This window comes from Streptomyces sp. PA03-1a (genome assembly GCF_033792805.1).
In the GTDB taxonomy this organism is placed as follows: Bacteria; Actinomycetota; Actinomycetes; order Streptomycetales; family Streptomycetaceae; genus Actinacidiphila.
Window position 1 is genome coordinate 1 of record NZ_JARAVO010000081.1, and the last position, 19,752, is coordinate 19,752.

A 19,752-nucleotide genomic window follows, 5' to 3' on the forward strand; every position below is an offset into this window, starting at 1 on the left:
GGGCCGGGGCGGGTACGCGTGCTCGTGGTGCCGCGGACCGTATGGGGCGGTCCGCGGCACCACGGGTGATGGGGGTGCCGGTCGGGTCAACCGGCCCCGGGTCAGGTGACGTTGACCCCGGTCCACGCGGCGGCGACCGCGTTGTACTCGGCGGAGCCGCTGCCGTACAGGTCCTTGGCCGCGTTCAGGGTCGCGGTGCGGGCCTTGGTGTAGTTGGTGGACGAGGTGAAGTACACCGTCAGCGCGCGGTACCAGATGGCGGCGGCCTTGGCGCGGCCGATGCCGGTGACGGTGGAGCCGTTCTTCGTCGGGCTGTTGTAGCTGACGCCGTTGACGGTCTTGGCGCCGCTGCCCTCCGAGAGCAGGTAGAAGAAGTGGTTGGCCACGCCCGACGAGTAGTGGACGTCGAGGTTCTTCACCGAGGACGACCAGTAGTCGGCGGAGGCGCCGTCCTTGGACGGCTTGTCCATGTACCGCAGCGGGCTGCCGTCGCCGTTGATGTCGATCTTCTCGCCGATGAGGTAGTCGGGGGTGTCGGAGGCCAGGTTGGCGTAGAACTCGACCATGGTGCCGAAGATGTCGGAGGTGGCCTCGTTGAGGCCGCCGGACTCGCCGGAGTAGGTCAGGCCGGCCGTGGCGCTGGTGACGCCGTGGGATATCTCGTGGCCCGCGACGTCGAGTGCGGTCAGCGGGTGGGTGTTGCCCGAGCCGTCGCCGTAGGTCATGCAGAAGCAGCTGTCGTCCCAGAAGGCGTTGACGTAGTTGCTGCCGTAGTGGGCGCGCGACAGGGAGCCCTTGCCGTCGTTGCGGATGCCGGAGCGGCTGAAGGTGTTCTTGTAGAAGTCCCACGTCGCCGCCGCGCCGAACTGCGCGTCCACGGCCGCCGACTGGCGGTTGGAGGCGGAGCCGTTGCCCCAGACGTCGTCGGTGTCGGAGAAGGTCGTCCCCGTCCCGCTGGTGCGGTTGTTCAGGTCCGTGGTGTAGATGCCGCCGCGGCTCGCGTCCTTGAGGGTGTAGGTGCTGCCGGACTTCGTGGTGGTCAGCGGGACCGAGCCCACGTGGACGCCGGTGCCGCTGCCGGTCTGGATGCCCTCGTAGGCCTGGATCACGGCGCCGGTGGCGGCGTCGGTGATGACGTTCAGCGCGCTGGGGGTGCCGTCGGCCTGGGTGCCGTGGACCACGGTCCGGTACGCCAGGCGGGGCGTGCCGCTGACGGCCCAGACGACCTTCTCGGGGGCCGCGGCCTGCCCGACCGCCTTCAGCGGCTCCTCGCCCTTGACCAGCGGGGTCTTCAGCAGGCCCTTGACCATCGCCGCGGCCTTCTCCTCGGCGGCCGCGGCCGTGACGGAGGGCGTGAGCGTGGCGGGCGCGATCCTCGCGGTGACCGCGCGCGAGACGGACCGGGTGGCGCCGCTCTTGTCCTGGTGCACCACCAGGTCGCCGCCGAGCACCTCCAGGCCGGCGTAGGTGCGGTCGTAGCGCAGGTGACGGGTGCCGTCGGGGTCGACGACGACGTCCCTGACGGTCAGCTGCTCGCGGTCGCCGAGCCCGAGGCTCCCGGCGAGGCCGGCGGCCTTGCCGCGGGCGTCGGACAGGGCCTGCGCGTGGGCGGCGGCGAGGGCCGGAGCGGTGGGGGCGCTCTGGGCGTTCGCGGCGAAGGACTGGAGACCGCCGGCCAGGAGCGCCGAGGCGGCGGCAAGGGTGCCGAATGCCAGCTTCTTGCGCAATGTGACTCCTTGGGTCCCGTCGCGTGGGGGCGACGGGCGAGGACTCCGGGCAGGTGGGCGCCCGGAGCGGTGTGGGGGACGCGCGGTGTTCCGCGCGGCAAGGAGCCTCGCACCGAACGACGGGTTAATGACAGGTGCACTTCATGCATTGGCCGGTTCGTGCGACGGTGGCCCCGGCCCATGCGGCCATCTCCCGGCCCAAAGGGTGACAACTCCGTCCCACGAGTAGGGGAAACCCTCCCCGGGGAGGGCGACTTTCCGGTCACGATCCGCGGCCCGGGTGGCTGAAACACCGCGGTAATACGTGTGACGGGAGCCCGGCGTATGATCACGCGCACCGTGGCGCCGGTGAGGCGCGGCGTCCCGCCCCGCGAGACGCGGCTGCCCAGCATGTGACCGACGGGTAGGCTCGGGCCTGTGCCCAAGCCGCTGAGCCTGCCCTTCGACCCCATCGCCCGTGCGGACGACATCTGGACCCGGCGCTGGGGGCGCGTGCCCTCGATGGTCGCGATCACGTCGATCATGCGCGCCCAGCAGATCCTGCTCTCCCAGGTCGACTCCGTCGTCAAGCCCTACGGGCTGACCTTCGCGCGCTACGAGGCCCTGGTGCTGCTGGCCTTCAGCAAGGAGGGCGAGCTGCCGATGTCCAAGATCGGCGAACGCCTCATGGTGCACCCCACCTCGGTCACCAACACCGTCGACCGGCTGGTCGCCGCCGGCTTCGTCGCCAAGCGGCCCAACCCCAACGACGGGCGCGGCACGCTCGCCTCCATCACCGTCAAGGGCCGCGAGGTGTGCGAGGCCGCCACCGAGGACCTCATGGGGATGAAGTTCGGGCTCGGCGCGTACGACGACGAGCAGTGCGCGGAGATCTTCGACCTGCTGCGGCCGCTGCGCATAGCGGCGGGGGACTTCGAGGAGTGACGCGCGCCACGGCCGGGGCCGGGGGAAGCGCCGGAATCGCACCGGTTACGCTCGTCCGCATGAAGCAGAGTGTTCTGACCCGGTACCGCGTGCTCGCCTACGTGACGGGCGTGCTGCTGGTGCTGCTGACCATCGGCGTGATCGCCAAGTACGTGCTGGAGGTCGACGGCGCCGCGGGCTTCACCAAGGTCGTCAGCATCGCCCACGGCTGGCTGTACGTCCTGTACCTGGTCTTCGCCTTCGACCTGGGCTCCAAGGCGAAGTGGCCGCTCGGCAAGCTGGCGTGGGTGCTGCTGGCCGGGACGATCCCCACCGCCGCGTTCTTCGTCGAGCGCAAGGTGAGCCGCGAGGTCACCCCGCTGGTGGCCCCCGCGGGTGAACCCGTCAAGGTCTGAGACCGGCCTGACCTGCGGTTTCCTCCCCTCGTTCGACGGACGGGGGGTTCCGCCGTCGACAGGTACTAGGACGTCCTAGTATTTTCGCCTTGTAGGGGTCATCCTCGTGGTACGGGGACCGGCCCGGAAGGCGAGAGAGGCGGAGACACGGCATGGACGCTGCAGCCATCGAGGAGGGGCGCAGCCGCTGGCAGGCGCGCTACGACACCGCGCGCAAGCGCGAGGCCGACTTCACCACCCTCTCCGGCGACCCGGTCGAGCCCGTGTACGGCCCGCCCGCGGGTGCCGAGGTGCCCGGCTTCGAGCGGATCGGCTGGCCCGGTGAGTACCCCTTCACGCGCGGTCTGCACGCGACGGGTTACCGGGGCCGTACGTGGACGATCCGCCAGTTCGCCGGTTTCGGCAACGCCGAGCAGACCAACGAGCGCTACAAGATGATCCTCGAGGCGGGTGGTGGCGGCCTGTCCGTCGCGTTCGACATGCCCACCCTCATGGGACGCGACTCCGACGACCCCCGCTCGCTGGGTGAGGTCGGCCACTGCGGTGTCGCCATCGACTCCGCCGCCGACATGGAGGTCCTCTTCAAGGACATCCCGCTCGGCGACGTCACCACCTCCATGACGATCTCCGGTCCCGCGGTGCCGGTCTTCTGCATGTACCTGGTGGCCGCCGAGCGCCAGGGCGTCGACCCCGCCGTGCTCAACGGCACCCTGCAGACCGACATCTTCAAGGAGTACATCGCGCAGAAGGAGTGGCTCTTCGCCCCCGAGCCGCACCTGCGCCTGATCGGCGACCTGATGGAGCACTGCGCGGCGGGCATCCCCGCGTACAAGCCGCTGTCGGTCTCCGGCTACCACATCCGCGAGGCCGGTTCCACGGCCGCGCAGGAGCTCGCCTACACCCTCGCCGACGGCTTCGGCTACGTGGAGCTGGGCCTGTCGCGCGGTCTGGACGTCGACACCTTCGCGCCGGGCCTGTCCTTCTTCTTCGACGCCCACCTGGACTTCTTCGAGGAGATCGCCAAGTTCCGCGCCGCGCGCCGGATCTGGGCCCGCTGGATGCGCGACGTGTACGGCGCGAAGACCGACAAGGCGCAGTGGCTGCGCTTCCACACCCAGACGGCCGGCGTCTCGCTGACCGCCCAGCAGCCGTACAACAACGTCGTGCGTACCGCCGTCGAGGCCCTGGCCGCGGTCCTCGGCGGCACCAACTCGCTGCACACCAACGCCCTGGACGAGACGCTGGCGCTGCCCAGCGCCCAGGCGGCGGAGATCGCGCTGCGCACGCAGCAGGTGCTGATGGAGGAGACCGGCGTCGCCAACGTGGCCGACCCGCTGGGCGGTTCCTGGTACGTCGAGGCGCTGACCGACCGCATCGAGGCGGACGCGGAGAAGATCTTCGACAAGATCAAGGAGCTCGGCGCCCGCGCCGTGCCGGACGGCAGGCACGCGGTGGGCCCGATCACCTCGGGCATCCTGCGCGGCATCGAGGACGGCTACTTCACCGGCCGGATCGCCGAGGCCGCCTTCGAGTACCAGCGCGCCCTGGAGAAGGGCGACAAGAAGGTCGTCGGCGTCAACTGCCACACCGGCTCCGTGACGGGCGACCTGGAGATCCTGCGGGTCAGCCACGAGGTCGAGCGGGAGCAGGTCCGCGTGCTCGCCGGCCGCAAGGGCGAGCGGGACGACGCGGCCGTCCGCAAGGCGCTGGAGGCGATGCTGACCGCCGCCCGGGACGGCAGCAACATGATCGGGCCGATGCTGGACGCGGTGCGGGCCGAGGCCACCCTGGGCGAGATCTGCGGGGCCCTGCGCGACGAGTGGGGCAGCTACACGGAGCCCGCGCGCTTCTGACGAACCGCGCGGGGCCCGGCGGGAACAGCGCGTGTTCCCGCCGGGCCCCGCTGCCGTGCCCGCCGCCCCCAAAAGCCCGGGGGCGGCGGGCACGCTGCTCAGAACTGCTCGACGAAGTACGGCTGGAGGGTCATCCAGCCGTTGCCGCGGGCGCCGTAGCGGGTGCCGTTGTCGCTCTGCGCCAGCGTGTACCAGGAGTCGACGTAGTCCGGGTCGTCCGTCCACCAGTCGTCCGGGATGGCGTCCAGGACCGCGTTCACCAGCGGGATGTAGGTGCCCTGGTCGGCGATGGTCAGCAGGATTCCCGCAATGGCCTTGGCCAGGTCGCGGTAGTTGGTGCTGCCGTCGTCCTCCATCATCACGGCGTCGGCGAGGTTGTACTTGTACAGCGACCAGTTGACCAGGATCTGGTTCGGGCTGTACGTCGTCCCGTCGTTGTCCAGGTACGGCATGTCGACGGGGTCGACCCGCACGAGGCCGTCCTGGCCGAATCCCGTGACGAGGGTGTAGATCTCGGCGTCGCCCTTGACCCACGGCTCCTCGTCGTCGGAGAGCCGGACCTGGGTGATGCGCGTGGTCCAGAAGCCGGCCGCGGCCGCCGAGGCGGAGGACGGCGCCGCGGGGCGCCGGGCGGACGAGGTCAGACCCTGGCGGCCCAGCTCCGACTGGAGGACGTCCAGACCCGCGGCCAGTGCCTTGGAGCCGTCGATGTCGACGACGTACACCGGGTGGGTGGGAGCGCTGCGGGCGTCGAGGCGGTGGGCCCGGCCCCGGCTGTCGTAGGCGGTGACGGTGCGGACGTCCTCGTCGGAACTGGCCGCGGCCACCCACGGGGTGACGCCGGAGGCCAGCGCCCCGCGCATCGAGTCGTCCCCGAGCCGCAGCCGCAGCAGGGAACCGACGTCCGCGCCGAGGCCCTTGGCGGCGGCGATCCGCCGGTCGGCGTCGGCGAGCGCGGGCCGCAGCTGCGGGCCGGCGAGCTCGGTGACGGCCACCTCGTCCGAGGTCAGCGCCGCGTGGCGGACGCGGGCGCGCCATGAGGCGTCGGAGAGGGAGCCGGCGATGGCGCGCGCCGCCTGTTCCTCCGCCACGGTGACGGCGGACGACGGGGCGTGGGCACGCGGGGTGGCGGACGCGGGGAGCGCGGTGGCGCTCTGTGCGGCCGTCAGGGCGATCAGCGAGGCGGCGACGGTGGCGACGACGCCGCGCCGAGCGGGGTGAGGGTGTCTCACGTGGATCGATCCTCCTGGGGGCGAGCGATCAATGGGCGCGCTGACAGGGTGGAACGAGGGAACGCCGAGCAACGGCCAATGCCTGGCCGCCGGGTTGTCTATGCGAGTAGATGACCCGCCGGTAATCATGACGATGACATGCCATGCGGGCAAGAGGTGCCGCGGCTCCTTCGAGCAAAGGGAAGCCGAACTCCCGGCGACGGCTAGGACGTTGACGCCGCCGCGAGCCCGCCCAGCAGGACGGTGGTGAAGCGGGCCGCCCAGTCGGCGTCCACCGGTTCGCAGCTGACGAGCGCGCGGTGCACCACGGCGCCCGCGATCACGTCGAAGATCAGGTCGATCTGCGGCGCGGGGTCGCCGTCGTCCGGCGGGATCTCCCCGCGCTCCTGGGCGCGCCGGCGGCCCTCGATGACCAGGCGCTTCTGCCGGTCGACGATCGCCTCCCGGATCCGCTGCCGCAGTGCCTCGTCGTGGGTGGCCTCGGCGACCACCGCCATGAGCGCGGTCTTGGTGGCGGGCTGCTCCAGCAGGGCCGCGAACTGCAGGACCACGCCCTCCACGTCGGCCCGCAGGCTGCCGCGGTCGGGCAGTTCGAGCTCGTCGAAGAGCGCGGCGACCGCGTCCACGGCGAGCTCGTTCTTGTTCGCCCAGCGCCGGTAGAGGGTGGTCTTGGCGACGCGCGCGCGGGCCGCGACGTCGCCCATGGTGAGCTTGCCCCAGCCGAGCTCGACCAGGGCCTGCCGCGCGGCGTCCAGGATCGCCCGGTCGGCCTCCGCACTGCGAGGGCGTCCGGTCCTTCTGCCTGTTTCACGCGCGCACATGGCTGGGAACCCTATCCCCGTTGCGTATGGTGCGGCCGTACAGTTACGCTACGGGTCGTATCGAAAGGGTGGCGGCCGCCGCGCGGGAGTGGACCTCGCGCCGGACAGCGCGTCACCGTCGCGCGCCGCAGGTGGCGCTTTCGGGGGGCGATTCCCCGGGAACCGCGACGAGGGGGGAGGATTGGTCTCATGCAGCCACGGAACATGTCCATGAGCGGCGTGGTCGACCTCGCCGCGGTGAAGGCGGCCGGAGAGGCCAAGGCGAAGGCCGAGCAGGCCCGCGCGGAAGCCGCCCGCAACGGGGGAGAGCCCGCCGCCCCCGCCCTGGTGACCGAGGTCACCGAGGCCACCTTCGAGAGCGATGTCCTGCAGCGCTCCACCGAGGTCCCGGTCGTCGTCCACTTCTGGACCGACCGCGCGGACGCGAGTGTGCAGTTGCAGGACACGCTGGAGTACCTCGCCGGCGCCTACGCGGGCCGGATCGTCGTCGCGAAGATCGACGTGTACGCGAACCAGCTGCTGGTGCAGCAGTTCGGCGTGCAGGGCATCCCCGCGGTGTTCGCGGTGCTGGCCGGCCAGGCCATGCCGCTCTTCCAGGGCGCCGCACCCGAGGACCAGATCCGCGAGGTGCTGGACCAGCTGGTCGCCGTGGCCGAGCAGCGCTTCGGCATCACGGGCGTACCGGCCGAGGGCGGCGTCGAGGCGCCGGTCGCCGAGGAGCGGCCGCCCACCCCGCAGGAGCTCGCGCTGTCGGCGGCGCACGACGCGCTGGACCAGGGCGACCTCGGTGGCGCGATCCAGGCGTACCGCAACGTGCTCTCGGACGAGCCGGCCAACACCGAGGCGAAGCTGGGCCTGGCGCAGGCCGAGTTGCTGCAGCGGGTGCAGGGCGTCGACGCGCAGGCCGCCCGCAAGGCCGCGGCGGACGCCCCGGCGGACGTGGCGGCGCAGGTCGCCGTGGCCGACCTGGACCTGGTCGGCGGCCATGTCGAGGACGCCTTCGGCCGGCTGGTGGACACCGTGCGGCGCACCGCGGGCGAGGACCGCGACACCGTGCGGCTGCGGCTGCTGGAGCTGTTCGAGGTGATCGGGTCCGACGACCCCCGGGTGACGGCCGCGCGTGCGGCGCTGGCACGGGTGCTGTTCTGACCTGATCACGTAAGGTGGCCGTGCCTCGAAAGCCATTTCGAGCCTCGATCAGGACCGGCCGCGCTTTACCAAATCTTGATGAAGCGCGGCCGCTGTTACTTCCGGTAAGAGAGTGACAGGACTCTGTCCGGATCCATCACACGATGGGTGATTTTCACACCCCCATCGCAACTACGCAGCGTAGCGGTTATGGTCTAGACCATATCTCCTGGGTTATCGCACCGTTACCCGCTAGTAACGACGCCCCTTGTGCAGCGGCGCCGAATGGACCACGATCGGCCAAGCCCGGTCCGTCGCCGAGCAGTCGGCATCCAGCCGTCCGATCGCCGAACGGGTCCCCACCGGGCCGGGACGCCGATGCTGTGCCAGCAGCGGACGCGGACCGCGGACAGGGGGGTCTCTGCCGTCCGGCGGGGCCTGTCCAGCAGGTTGCGCGAGAGCGTGGCCGTGTGGTTGTCGCTCGGGGGTGATCGCCGATTTTTCGGACAGCGTCGTCCGCTCTTTCCCGCGTGACGGCCGTCGATACGGCGCTCTCCTTCCCGAGGACGTAGCACTTCTCCCATCCCGCCGCAATCCCCACGATTCCGGCCGGAGATGTACGTCCGAGAAGGAGGAAAGTCATGGAGTCGCTCATCCGCGGCGGTACCAGATGGAAGCGGTTCGCCGTCGTCATGGTGCCCAGCGTCGCGGCCACCGCGGCGATAGGCGTGGCCCTGGGTCAGGGCGCGCTCGCCGCTTCGTTCAGCGTTTCGGGCCAGCAGTTCAAGGTCCAGGCCCAGGACCTGCAGGGTGACGGCTTCGTCCAGTACGGAGCCATCGACGTCCAGCACGGCGGCAAGCCGATCCCGGTCGCGGTCTCCGCGTTCGACTCGGCCACGATCACCGGTCTGTGCCAGTCCGTGGTCGTGCCGACGCCGATCGGCGACGTCACGCTGAAGCTGGGCGCCGGCAACGGCGGCAAGAAGGTCGAGGCGAAGAACCTCTACATCGACCTCGACCAGCTCGACGCCGATGCGGAGTTCACCGACATCAACATCGGTGTCGCCGCCGGTGACACCACGCAGGGCCCCGGCATCAAGACCGGTGACAAGACCGACCCCGGTTCCTTCGCCCAGGAGGCCCGGAAGGCTCACCTCACCGGTGTGCAGCAGACCGCGTGGGCGACCAGCGCGGGCACCTTCAAGCTCAGCGGGCTGAGCATGTCGGTGAAGATGGGCTCCGGCGCGAAGTACGAGTGCTTCTAGCCTGACCAGAGGGGGTGGGGGGCACGGGATGCCCCTCACCTTCCTCACCCCCGACTCTTTCTAGAAACGCCAGTCCCAGGGAGCTGTTTTCCATGAGCGCCGAGACACACGGACTGAGGGGCCGGTTCGGCTATTGGCGGTTCCGCTTCCGCGTATGGCGCGGGCAGCGGCCGTTCTGGGCGGGCCTGCTGACACTGCTGGCCGGACTGCCCATCGCGTACTTCCCGTACGCCCATCTCTCGCTCGGCGCGCTGAGCCTGACCATGGCCACCACGGCCGGGTCCGGTTCGCTGATCATCGGCGTGCTGTTGGTCGTACTCGGCCTGACCATGTGGTTCCAGTCGGCGGTGCGGGTCTTCTCGGGCGTCGCGTCGATCCTGCTGTCGCTGGTGTCGCTGGTGGTCTCCAACTTCGGCGGCTTCCTGATGGGCTTCCTGCTGGGTCTCATCGGCGGCGCCCTCGCCGTCTCGTGGGCCCCGGGCGCACCGCCCGCCGACGGCGGCGCGGACCCGGCGGAACTGCCCGGCAGCGACAAGGGCGACGACGGCGACGCCGGTTACGTGCCGCCGCCCGGTTCCCCCTACGCGGCGGCCTACGGCGAGTACCCGGCCGACCCGGCCGCCGGCCAGGCAGGGACCGCCCCGCAGCACCCGGTGGACGGCGCCGAGACCGTAGACGCGAACGGGAGGCACAGTGCGGGGTGATGAGGTCCAGCCCGCTTCCGGGGTCGCCGCCGGCAGCGGCACCCGTGAGAGAACGGGGCCGCGGCACGCGGCGCCGAGGAAGTCGCTGCTGACCAAGCTGCAGATGCCCGCGGGCAAGGCGATAGCCCTGGCCGCGATGCCGACGGCGGTCCTGATGGGCATGGGACTGACGCCGAGGCTGGCCTCTGCCGACGAACTGCCGAAGAACCCGTTCTCGGGCACGAAGTGCGTCGAGCAGCCCGACGAGCCGGTGGAGTCCGCGACGCCGAGCGCCACCCCGTCGAGCGGCGGCACCAAGACCCCGACCGCGGATCCGTCCGGGAGCCCGTCGAGCGACCCCTCGGGTTCCGCCGGTTCCGGTGACGAGGGCGGCAAGGGCGACGAGAGCGGCGGCGGTTCGTCCGGTGGCACGGGGACGACGGCGCCCACCCCGTCGGCCTCGCCCTCGGCGGCCCAGCAGAACAACCCGCTGGACCCGCTGGGCGTCGGTGACGCCCTGGGCGACCTGCTGGGGCTCAACAAGAAGAGCGAGGGGTCCGCCACGGCGACCTCGACGCCCGCCCCGGGCGCGACCTCGGCCGCTCCCAAGCCGAGCGCCTCCACGGGCACGGTGAAGACGAAGGCCGAGGACACCTCCGACACGCTGAAGAAGACCGTGTCGGAGGCCGTCGAGAAGCTCTCGGAGACCACCGGGAAGGCGACGCAGACCCCGGACCCCTCGCAGAGCTCCCCGGCCGTGTCGGCGGACGGCAAGACCCCGTTCCCGTGCCCGACCCACGACGCGCAGGCCCTGGCGGACGCCGCCTACCAGGAGACGCAGTCGCTGCTGCCCGACGACCCGTGGGTCCTGCGCAGCAGCCTGCTGACCCTGACCGGGCTCGACTACAAGGGCATCGTCGAGGTCAAGACCTGGAGCGGGAAGGTCAAGAAGGTCCTGAAGTTCACCGCCACCGGCGTGGACATCAAGGACCTGCAGCAGGAGGTCGTGGGGCCGAACGGCACCGTCGGGCACGTGGACGCCCGCAAGGGCAGCACCTCGACGATCCGCAACGGCACGGTGACGATGTACACCGAGTCGCTCAAGGGCAACCTCTTCGGGCTCATCCCGATCGAGTTCACCCCGGACACCCCGCCCCCGATCAACGTGCCGGCCGCCTTCTTCACCAACGTCACGGTCAAGCAGGCCGGCCAGTTCGGCGGCACGCTGAAGGTCCCCGGCATGCACGTGTACAACACCGCGGACTGAGCGCGGCCGCACAGGACCCCTCCGGGAGCCGCACGAGGAAACGGCGGAGGGCGCCGTCCCCGCAAGGGGAGGTGCCCTCCGCCGTTCCCGTGTTCCGGGCGGCCCGGCGGCCGGTCAGACCGCGCGGTGGCCGAGGTGGTGGACCCGCACCAGGTTGGTGGTGCCGGGGACGCCGGGCGGGGAGCCGGCCGTGATGATCACGGTGTCGCCCTCGGCGTAGTCGCTGAGCTTCAGCATCTCCTGGTTGACGATCTCGACCATCTCGTCGGTGGTGTTCACGTGCGGGACGACGGTGGTCTGCACGCCCCAGGTGAGCGCCAGCATGTTGCGGGTCGACTCGTCGGTCGTGTACGCCACCACCGTCTGCGGCACGCGGTAGCGGGCCAGCCGGCGGGCGGTGTCGCCGGACTTGGTGAAGGCGACCAGGGTCTTGGCGTCCAGGTAGTCCGCGAGCTCGGCGGCGGCGCGGGCGACGGCGCCGCCCTGGGTGCGCGGCTTGCGGCCGTTGAGCGGCCACAGGCCCTGCTTGAGCAGTTCGACCTCGGCCGCCTCGATGATCCGCGACATCGTCTTCACGGTCTCGATCGGGTACTTGCCGACGCTGGACTCGGCGGACAGCATGACCGCATCCGTACCGTCCAGGATCGCGTTGGCGACGTCGGAGGCCTCGGCGCGGGTCGGACGGGAGTTGGTGATCATCGACTCCATCATCTGGGTCGCGACGATCACGGGCTTGGCGTTGCGGCGGCAGAGCTCGATCAGCCGCTTCTGCACCATCGGGACCTTCTCCAGCGGGTACTCCACCGCCAGGTCGCCACGGGCCACCATGACGCCGTCGAAGGCCGCGACGACGTCCTCCATGTTGTCGACCGCCTGCGGCTTCTCGACCTTGGCGATGACCGGCACGCGGCGGCCGACCTCGTCCATGACGCGGTGGACGTCGCGGACGTCCTTGGCGTCGCGGACGAAGGAGAGCGCCACCATGTCGACGCCCATGTGCAGGGCGAAGCGCAGGTCCTCGATGTCCTTCTCGGACAGGGCGGGCACGTTGACCGCGGCGCCGGGCAGGTTGATGCCCTTGTGGTCGGAGATGACGCCGCCCTCGACGACCAGGCAGCGGACCCGCGGGCCGTCGACGTCGATCACGCGCAGCGCGACGTTGCCGTCGTTGATCAGGACGGGGTCGCCGGCGCGCACGTCGGCGGGCAGGCCCTTGTAGGTGGTGCCGCAGATGGTCCTGTCACCGGGCACGTCCTCGGTGGTGATGACGAACTCGTCACCGGCGACCAGCTCCACGGGACCGTCCGCGAAGGTCTCCAGGCGGATCTTGGGCCCCTGGAGGTCGGCCAGCACGCCGATGGCACGTCCGGTCTCCACGGAGACCTTGCGCACCCGCTGGTAGCGCTCCTCGTGCTCGGCGTGGCTGCCGTGGCTGAAGTTGAAGCGGGCCACGTTCATACCGGCCTCGGCCAGCGTCTTCAGCTGGTCGTAGGAGTCGACGGCGGGACCCAGGGTGCAGACGATTTTCGCTCGGCGCATGAGGACGATCCTATCGGGTTTGTTCCGCTCCGGAATTTTCCCGTGCGGGGGAGGCATGGACGGTGCGGACGGCGGCCATAGAGTAGAGCCTCCGGGTGGCCGCAACGAGTCACCGGCCGGTGACCAGCGCGTACGTCTGCTGTGCGATCTCCAGTTCCTCGTCGGTGGGGACGACCGCCACCGCGACCCGGCTGCCCGCGGCCGACACCACGCGGGCGGCATGGCCGCGCACCGCGTTGCGCACCGCGTCGAGCTCGACGCCCAGGCCCTCCAGGCCGGCCATGGCGGCGGCCCGGACCGCCGCGGAGTTCTCGCCGACGCCCGCCGTGAAGGCGATCGCGTCGACCCGCCCCAGCACGGCGGTGTAGGCGCCCACGTACTTGCGCAGCCGGTGGACGTAGACGTCGAAGGCGAGCTGGGCTGCCGCGTCGCCTTCGGCCATCCGGCGGGCGATCTCCCGCATGTCGTTGTCGCCGCACAGGCCCAGCAGGCCGGAGCGCTTGTTGAGCAGGTCGTCGATCTCCGCCACCGCCATCCCGCCCACGCGGGCCAGGTGGAAGACCACGGCCGGGTCCAGGTCCCCCGAACGGGTGCCCATCACCAGGCCCTCCAGCGGGGTGAGCCCCATCGAGGTCTCCACGCACCGCCCACCGCGCACGGCCGAGGCGGAGGCCCCGTTGCCCAGGTGCAGGACGATGACGTTGACCTCGGCCGGGTCCCTGCCCAGCAGCCGCGCCGTCGCGCGGGAGACGTACGCGTGCGAGGTGCCGTGGAAGCCGTAGCGGCGCACCTGGTGGGCGTCGGCGGTCTCCCGGTCGATCGCGTAGCGGTAGGCGTGCTCGGGGACGGTGGAGTGGAAGGCGGTGTCGAAGACGGCCACCTGCGGCAGGTCCGGACGCAGGTCGCGGGCGACCCGGATGCCCGTGACGTTCGCCGGGTTGTGGAGCGGGGCCAGCGGCACCAGTTCCTCGACGGCGGCGAGCACCTCGTCGTCGATCAGCGTCGGCTCGGTGAAACGCGTGCCGCCGTGCACGACCCGGTGGCCCACCGCGGCCAGCTCGGGTGAGTCCAGGCCGAGGCCGCGGGCGGCGAGCTCCTCCGCGACCGTCTTCAGCGCCTCGGCGTGGTCCGCGACCTCGCCCGGCTCGCCGATCCGCTCGACGATCCCGGCCGCCGGCCGGCTGCCGTCGGCCATGTCCAGCAGCTGGTACTTCACCGACGAAGAGCCGGAGTTGAGGACGAGGACGCGGGTAGCGGTCACGGTGTCTTCCCTGTGGTGGCCGGTCACCGGTCGCCCTGCGCCTGGATGGCCGTGATGGCGACGGTGTTGACGATGTCCTGGACCAGCGCGCCGCGCGACAGGTCGTTGACGGGCTTGCGCAGGCCCTGCAGCACGGGGCCAACCGCCACCGCGCCCGCCGAACGCTGCACCGCCTTGTAGGTGTTGTTGCCGGTGTTGAGGTCCGGGAAGATCAGCACGGTGGCGTTGCCGGCGACCTGCGAGTCCGGCAGCTTGGTGGCCGCGACCTTGGCGTCGACCGCCGCGTCGTACTGGATGGGCCCCTCCACCAGCAGCTCCGGGCGCCGCTGCCGGACCAGTTCGGTGGCCCGGCGCACCTTGTCCACGTCGGCGCCCGAGCCGGAGGTGCCGGTGGAGTACGAGAGCATCGCCACCCGCGGCTCGACCCCGAACTGGGCGGCGGTCTCGGCGGACTGGATCGCGATGTCGGCCAGCTGCTCCGCGTCCGGGTCCGGGTTGACCGCGCAGTCGCCGTACACCAGCACCCGGTCGGCCAGGCACATGAAGAAGACGGAGCTGACGATGGCCGCACCCGGGGCGGTCTTGATGACCTCGAAGGCCGGGCGGATCGTCGCCGCCGTGGAGTGGACGGCGCCGGAGACCATGCCGTCGGCGAGGCCCTGCTCCACCATCAGCGTCCCGAAGTAGGAGACGTCGGCCACGACGTCGTACGCCAGCTCGTAGCTGACGCCCCGGTGGGCGCGGAGCCTGGCGTAGAGCTCCGCGAAGTTCTCGCGCAGCGGCGAGGTCTGCGGGTCGGTCAGGGTGCAGCCGGGCACGTCGACGTTGACGCCGAGCTCTCCCGCCCGCTTGCGGATGGCGTCCTCGTCGCCGAGCAGGACGATGTCGCAGACGTCCCGGCGCAGCAGGACCTCGGCCGCGTGCAGGATGCGCTCCTCGGTGCCCTCGGGGAGGACCACCCGGCGGCGTCCGGTACGGGCCCGCTCGATCAGCTCGTGCTCGAACATCATCGGGGTGACGCGCTCGCCGCGGACCACCGACAGCCGCTCGGTCAGCTCGGGACCGTCCACGTGCTTCTCGAAGAGCCCGAGCGCCGTCTCCGCCTTGCGCGGGGTGGCCGCGCCCAGCCGTGCCTCCAGGGCGAAGAGCTCGGCGGCGGTCGGGAAGCTGCCGGTGGGCACCGACATGACCGGCGTGCCGGGGGCCAGCCGGGCCGCCAGGGCCATGATCTCCGGGCCGGGCACCTCGTCCAGGGTGAGCAGGATGCCGGCGATGGGCGGGGAACCGGCGGAGTGCGCGGCCAGCGAGCCGATGATCAGGTCCGCCCGGTCGCCCGGAGTGATCACCATGCAGCCGGGGGTCAGTGCGCGGATGAAGGTCGGCAGCATCGCGCCGCCGAAGACGAAGCCCATCACGTCCCGGGACAGTCCGCCGTGGTCACCGAGGAGCACCTCGGCGTCGAGCGCCTCGACGACCTGGGCGACCGTGGGGGCCGACAGCGCCGGCTCGTCGGGCAGCACGTACGCGGGCACCGGGAGCCGGCGGCGCAGCCGCGACGCGGCCTCCTCCAGCACCTCCGGGGGCACCCGGTTGGCGATCATGGCGACGATGTCGCAGCCCAGGCCGGTGTAGGACAGGTGCGCGTTGCGGACCTCGTCCACGACCGAGTCGGCGGTCTGCTCGCGGCCGCCGACCACCGGGATCACCGAGGCGCCGAACTCGTTCGCCAGCCGGGCGTTGATGCCGAGCTCGCCCGGGAGGTTGGTCTCGTGGAAGTCCGAGCCGAGGACGAGCACGGTGGGGAACTCGGTGGCCACCAGGTGGTAGCGGTCCACCAGGCGGGCGATGAGCGCGTCCCGGCCCTGCTCGGCCTGGAGCGCGGCCGCCTCCTCGTAGGTCAGGCCGTGGGCGGTCGCCGGGTCCTGGGTGAGCCGGTAGCGGCTGCGCAACAGCTCGAACATCCGGTCGGGCGTGTCGTGGACCAGCGGCCGGAACACCCCGACGCGGTCCACCTGCCGGGTCAGCAGCTCCATCACGCCCAGCTCGACGACCTGGCGGCCGTCCCCCCTGCCGATACCGGTTACGTACACGCTGCGCGTCACGCGCTCTCTCCGTTCCTGCCCGGCGTGATCCACCCAGTCGGGTGGCGGATATCTGTTGACATTACCGTTCGGTGTGCGTATGGCGCGCGGCGGGTGCGGTGCGGACCTACGATGCGAAAAGGCGACCGTACACGCGACCGGAGGGAGCGTGGAGCGCCATGCGCATCGGAGTCCTCACCGCCGGCGGCGACTGCCCCGGACTCAACGCCGTGATCCGCTCGGTGACCCACCGCGCGCTGACCTACCACGGTGACGAGGTCATCGGCTTCGAGGACGGCTTCAAGGGCCTGCTGGAGGGCCGCTACCGTCCGCTCGACCTCAACTCCGTCAGCGGCATCCTTGCCCGGGGCGGCACCATCCTCGGTTCTTCCCGCCTGGAACGCGCCCGCCTCCACGAGGCCGCCGACAACTGGCGCACCGTGTGCTCCGGCTACGGCCTGGACGTCCTCATCCCCATCGGCGGCGAGGGTACGCTCACCGCGGCCCGGCTGCTCGCCGAGGCCGGCATGCCGGTGGTCGGCGTCCCCAAGACCATCGACAACGACATCTCCGCCACCGACCGCACCTTCGGCTTCGACACCGCCGTCACCGTGGCCACCGAGGCCATCGACCGGCTCAAGACCACCGCCGAGTCCCACCAGCGCGTCATGGTCGTCGAGGTCATGGGCCGGCACGCCGGCTGGATCGCCCTGGAGTCCGGCATGGCCGGCGGCGCGCACGGCATCTGCCTCCCGGAACGGCCCTTCGACCCCGCCGACCTCGTCGCCATGGTCGAGGAGCGCTTCGCCCGCGGCAAGAAGTTCGCCGTCGTCTGCGTCGCCGAGGGCGCCCACCCCGCCGAGGGCACCATGCCGTACGCCCACGGCGAGATCGACGCCTACGGCCACGAGCGCTTCGCCGGCATCGGCGCCCGGCTCGCCGCCGAGCTCGAGCAGCGCATGGGCAAGGAGGCCCGCCCCGTCATCCTCGGCCACGTCCAGCGCGGCGGCGTCCCCACCGCCTACGACCGCGTCCTGGCCACCCGCTTCGGCTGGCACGCCGTGGAGGCCGCGCACAAGGGGGCCTTCGGCTGCATGACGGCGCTGCGCGGCACCGCGGTGGAACTGGTGCCGCTCGCCGACGCGGTGATGGTGCTCAAGCGGGTGCCCGAGGACCGCATGCAGGAGGCGGAGTCGGTCTTCTGACGCTCTGTCACAAGCGGCGCTGCGGTGCCCAGCGGTAGGTGAGTTCCGGCCTGCCGACCTGGCCGTACTGCGGGGCGCGGACCGCGCGGCCGGTCTCCACCAGGTGCTCCAGGTAGCGGCGGGCCGTGATCCGGGAGACGCCCACGGCCTGGGCCGCCGCGTTCGCCGACAGGCCCTCCGCCGCCTCGCGCAGCGCCACGGTCACCGCCTCCAGGGTGGGGCCGCTGAGGCCCTTGGGGAGAACCGAGCCCTCCGGGCTGCGCAGCGCCGCCAGGGCGCGGTCCACCTCGTCCTGGCCGGAGGCCTCGCCGCCGGCCAGCTCGTCGCGGTAGCGCGCCCAGCGCTCCAGCCGGTCGCGCAGGGTGGGGAAGGTGAAGGGCTTCAGCAGGTACTGCACCACCCCGACCGAGACGGCCTGCCGCACCACGCCCAGGTCGCGGGCCGAGGTCACCGCCACCACGTCGGCGGTGTGCCCGGCCGCCCGCAGCGTGCGCACCACCTGGAGCCCGTGCCCGTCGGGCAGGTTGAGGTCCAGCAGGATCAGGTCCACCTGGTGCCGTTCGAGCGCGCGCAGCGCCGCGCTCCCGGAGTGGGCCACCGCGGCCACCGTGAACCCCGGCAGCCGCTCGACGTACAGCCGGTGGGCGTCGGCCGCCACCGGGTCGTCCTCGACGACCAGCACCTTGATCATGTCCGCACCTCCCCGCGCAGCGGCAACCGTACGGTGAAGGTGGCGCCGCCGCCCACCGCCCGCTCCAGGTCCACGGTGCCGCCCGCGCGCCGGGCGGTCTGCTCGACGAGCGCGAGCCCGAGGCCGTGCCCGTGGCTCTTGGTCGTCCAGCCGCGCCGGAAGACCTCGCGCACCACGGCCGGGTCCACCCCGCGCCCGCTGTCGGTGACCCGCAGCAGCAGCTCGCCGTCGTCGGTGCGTGCGGTGACCTCGACGTGCGGGCGCGCCGTCGTCTGCGCGGCGCCCTCGATGGCGGCGTCCAGGGCGTTGTCGATCAGGTTGCCCAGGAGGGTGACGAGGTCCCGGGAGGTCAGCGAGGCGGGCAGCACCCCGTCGTCGATGCGGCTGTCCTCGGTGACCGTCAGTTCCACACCGCGCTCGTTCGCCTCGGCCGCCTTGCCCAGCAGCAGCGCGGCCAGCACCGGTTCCGCCACCGCCGCGACCACGCGGTCGGTCAGCGCCTGGGCCAGCTGCAGTTCGGCGGTGGCGAACTCCACCGCGTCCTGGGTGCGGCCCAGTTCGATGAGGGAGACGACCGCGTGCAGCCGGTTGGAGGCCTCGTGCGCCTGGGAGCGCAGCGCCTCGGCGAAACCGCGTACGGAGTCCAGTTCACCGGTGAGCGACTGCAGGTCGGTGTGGTCCCGCAGGGTCACCACGGTGCCCCGGCGCTCCCCGCCGCGCACCGGAGAGGTGTTGACCACCACCACCCGCTCCGCGGTCAGGTGCACCTCGTCCACCCGCGGCTCGGCCGCCAGCAGCGCGCCGGTCAGGGAGGCGGGCAGCCCTAGGTCGGCGACGTAGGAGCCCACCACGTCCCCCGGCAGGCCCAGCAGTTCGCGGGCGGCGTCGTTGCACAGGGCGACCCTGCGGTCGGCGTCCATGAGGATCAGGCCCTCGCGCACCGCGTGCAGCGTCGCCTGGTGGTAGTCGTACATGCGGCTCAGCTCGTCCGCGGCCATGCCGTGCGTGTGGCGGCGCAGCCGGGCGTTGGCGAAGTAGGTGCCGAGGCCGCCGACCGCCAGGGCCGCCGCGGCGATCCCGATCAGCACCGCCAGCTGGTCGCGCACCTGGTCGGTGATGGCCTCGACCGTGATGCCGACGCTGACCAGGCCGACGATCCGGCCGTCGTCCCGGACGGGGGTGACGACGCGCACCGACGCGCCCAGCGTGCCGGTGTACGTCTCCGTGAAGGTGCCGCCCTGCTGGGCGCGCTCTATGTGCCCCAGGAAGGGGCGGCCTATCTGGTCGGTGTCGGGGTGCGTCCAGCGGATGCCGTCCGGGCTCATGATGGTGATGAAGGACACGCCGGTGTCCAGGCGGACCTGCTCCGCGTAGGGCTGGAGCGCGGCGGTGGGGTCCTCGCCGCGGATCGCGGCCGCGACCGAGGGGGCGTCGGCCACCGCCCGTGCGGCCGCCGTGACCCGGTCCCGCGCGGCGTCCTCCGCGCGGCCGGCGGCGTTGACGTAGACGAGCACCGCGATGCCCGCGACCACCATGGCCACGATGACCACCTGCATCGCGAACAACTGGCCCGCCAGGCTGCGCGCACGGCGGCGCGGCCGGGGGCGCGGCCGGGGGCGGTGGAGGCGGGTCGGGAGCGGCATGCCCACCAGTGTGCACAGGTCCCGCGAACACAATGAA

At 71.8% G+C, this 19,752-nt stretch carries 16 protein-coding genes; 8 read left to right on the top strand and 8 right to left on the bottom strand.

Translation table 11 applies throughout. The features are described from left to right. Positions 1-101: 101 nt before the first annotated feature. On the bottom strand, positions 102-1,727 hold the full coding sequence (locus PV341_RS19660) for a M4 family metallopeptidase (protein WP_500325303.1): 1,626 nt from the start codon (positions 1,725-1,727) through the stop codon (positions 102-104). A gap of 417 nt (positions 1,728-2,144) precedes the next feature. Between PV341_RS19660 and PV341_RS19665 the strand changes: the two genes are divergently transcribed. From PV341_RS19665 to icmA, 3 genes are all read left to right on the top strand, one after another. Further along, positions 2,145-2,651, top strand: a complete 507-nt coding sequence (locus PV341_RS19665) for a MarR family winged helix-turn-helix transcriptional regulator (RefSeq protein ID WP_499514067.1) — start codon at positions 2,145-2,147, stop codon at positions 2,649-2,651. Between the two features lie 59 nt (positions 2,652-2,710). After that, positions 2,711-3,046 carry a DUF3817 domain-containing protein gene (locus PV341_RS19670; protein ID WP_500325301.1) on the top strand — a complete coding sequence of 112 codons (336 nt, stop codon included), beginning with the start codon at positions 2,711-2,713 and terminating at the stop codon, positions 3,044-3,046. A 152-nt stretch (positions 3,047-3,198) separates the two neighbouring features. Further along, entirely contained in the window at positions 3,199-4,899 is a 1,701-nt protein-coding gene (gene icmA / locus PV341_RS19675; RefSeq protein WP_500325299.1) for a coenzyme B12-dependent isobutyryl-CoA mutase large subunit, read from the top strand. A gap of 98 nt (positions 4,900-4,997) precedes the next feature. Here the strand turns inward: icmA and PV341_RS19680 are convergent, their stop codons facing one another. Continuing rightward, complete coding sequence (locus PV341_RS19680; protein ID WP_500325297.1) at positions 4,998-6,131, bottom strand: DUF3103 family protein; 1,134 nt, start codon at positions 6,129-6,131, stop codon at positions 4,998-5,000. A 203-nt stretch (positions 6,132-6,334) separates the two neighbouring features. Continuing rightward, positions 6,335-6,952 (bottom strand): TetR/AcrR family transcriptional regulator, encoded by a 618-nt coding sequence (locus PV341_RS19685; protein ID WP_500325295.1) that lies wholly within the window; start codon positions 6,950-6,952, stop codon positions 6,335-6,337. 189 nt (positions 6,953-7,141) lie between these two features. Between PV341_RS19685 and PV341_RS19690 the strand changes: the two genes are divergently transcribed. The 4 genes from PV341_RS19690 (at position 7,142) to PV341_RS19705 (ending at position 11,295) form a co-directional block, all read left to right on the top strand. Continuing rightward, positions 7,142-8,101 carry a tetratricopeptide repeat protein gene (locus PV341_RS19690; RefSeq protein WP_500325293.1) on the top strand — a complete coding sequence of 320 codons (960 nt, stop codon included), beginning with the start codon at positions 7,142-7,144 and terminating at the stop codon, positions 8,099-8,101. Between the two features lie 620 nt (positions 8,102-8,721). Beyond that, positions 8,722-9,345: a DUF6230 family protein gene (locus PV341_RS19695; RefSeq protein ID WP_500325291.1), complete on the top strand. Its 624-nt coding sequence runs from the start codon at positions 8,722-8,724 to the stop codon at positions 9,343-9,345. 92 nt (positions 9,346-9,437) lie between these two features. Then, positions 9,438-10,049, top strand: coding sequence for a DUF6114 domain-containing protein (locus PV341_RS19700; protein ID WP_500358559.1), 612 nt, complete (start codon positions 9,438-9,440; stop codon positions 10,047-10,049). Next, positions 10,039-11,295 carry a hydrogenase expression protein HypF gene (locus tag PV341_RS19705; protein ID WP_500325287.1) on the top strand — a complete coding sequence of 419 codons (1,257 nt, stop codon included), beginning with the start codon at positions 10,039-10,041 and terminating at the stop codon, positions 11,293-11,295. The genes PV341_RS19700 and PV341_RS19705 overlap by 11 nt, the downstream gene beginning before the upstream one ends. A 114-nt stretch (positions 11,296-11,409) precedes the next feature. Here the strand turns inward: PV341_RS19705 and pyk are convergent, their stop codons facing one another. The 3 genes from pyk to pta form a co-directional block, all read right to left on the bottom strand. Continuing rightward, a complete protein-coding gene (gene pyk, locus PV341_RS19710; RefSeq protein WP_499514076.1) occupies positions 11,410-12,834 on the bottom strand; it encodes a pyruvate kinase in 1,425 nt (474 codons plus the stop codon). A 109-nt stretch (positions 12,835-12,943) separates the two neighbouring features. Further along, positions 12,944-14,095: an acetate kinase gene (locus PV341_RS19715; protein WP_500325285.1), complete on the bottom strand. Its 1,152-nt coding sequence runs from the start codon at positions 14,093-14,095 to the stop codon at positions 12,944-12,946. Positions 14,096-14,118: 23 nt separating this feature from the next. Further along, complete coding sequence (pta, locus tag PV341_RS19720) at positions 14,119-16,197, bottom strand: phosphate acetyltransferase (RefSeq protein ID WP_500325283.1); 2,079 nt, start codon at positions 16,195-16,197, stop codon at positions 14,119-14,121. A gap of 158 nt (positions 16,198-16,355) precedes the next feature. Between pta and PV341_RS19725 the strand changes: the two genes are divergently transcribed. After that, the gene (locus tag PV341_RS19725; RefSeq protein ID WP_499514079.1) at positions 16,356-17,381 is read left to right on the top strand and encodes an ATP-dependent 6-phosphofructokinase; all 1,026 of its coding nucleotides are present in this window, start codon (positions 16,356-16,358) and stop codon (positions 17,379-17,381) included. A gap of 7 nt (positions 17,382-17,388) precedes the next feature. Here the strand turns inward: PV341_RS19725 and PV341_RS19730 are convergent, their stop codons facing one another. Further along, entirely contained in the window at positions 17,389-18,072 is a 684-nt protein-coding gene (locus PV341_RS19730) for a response regulator (RefSeq protein ID WP_500325281.1), read from the bottom strand. Continuing rightward, positions 18,069-19,715 carry a sensor histidine kinase gene (locus tag PV341_RS19735; RefSeq protein ID WP_500325279.1) on the bottom strand — a complete coding sequence of 549 codons (1,647 nt, stop codon included), beginning with the start codon at positions 19,713-19,715 and terminating at the stop codon, positions 18,069-18,071. The genes PV341_RS19730 and PV341_RS19735 overlap by 4 nt, the downstream gene beginning before the upstream one ends. Positions 19,716-19,752: the final 37 nt, after the last annotated feature.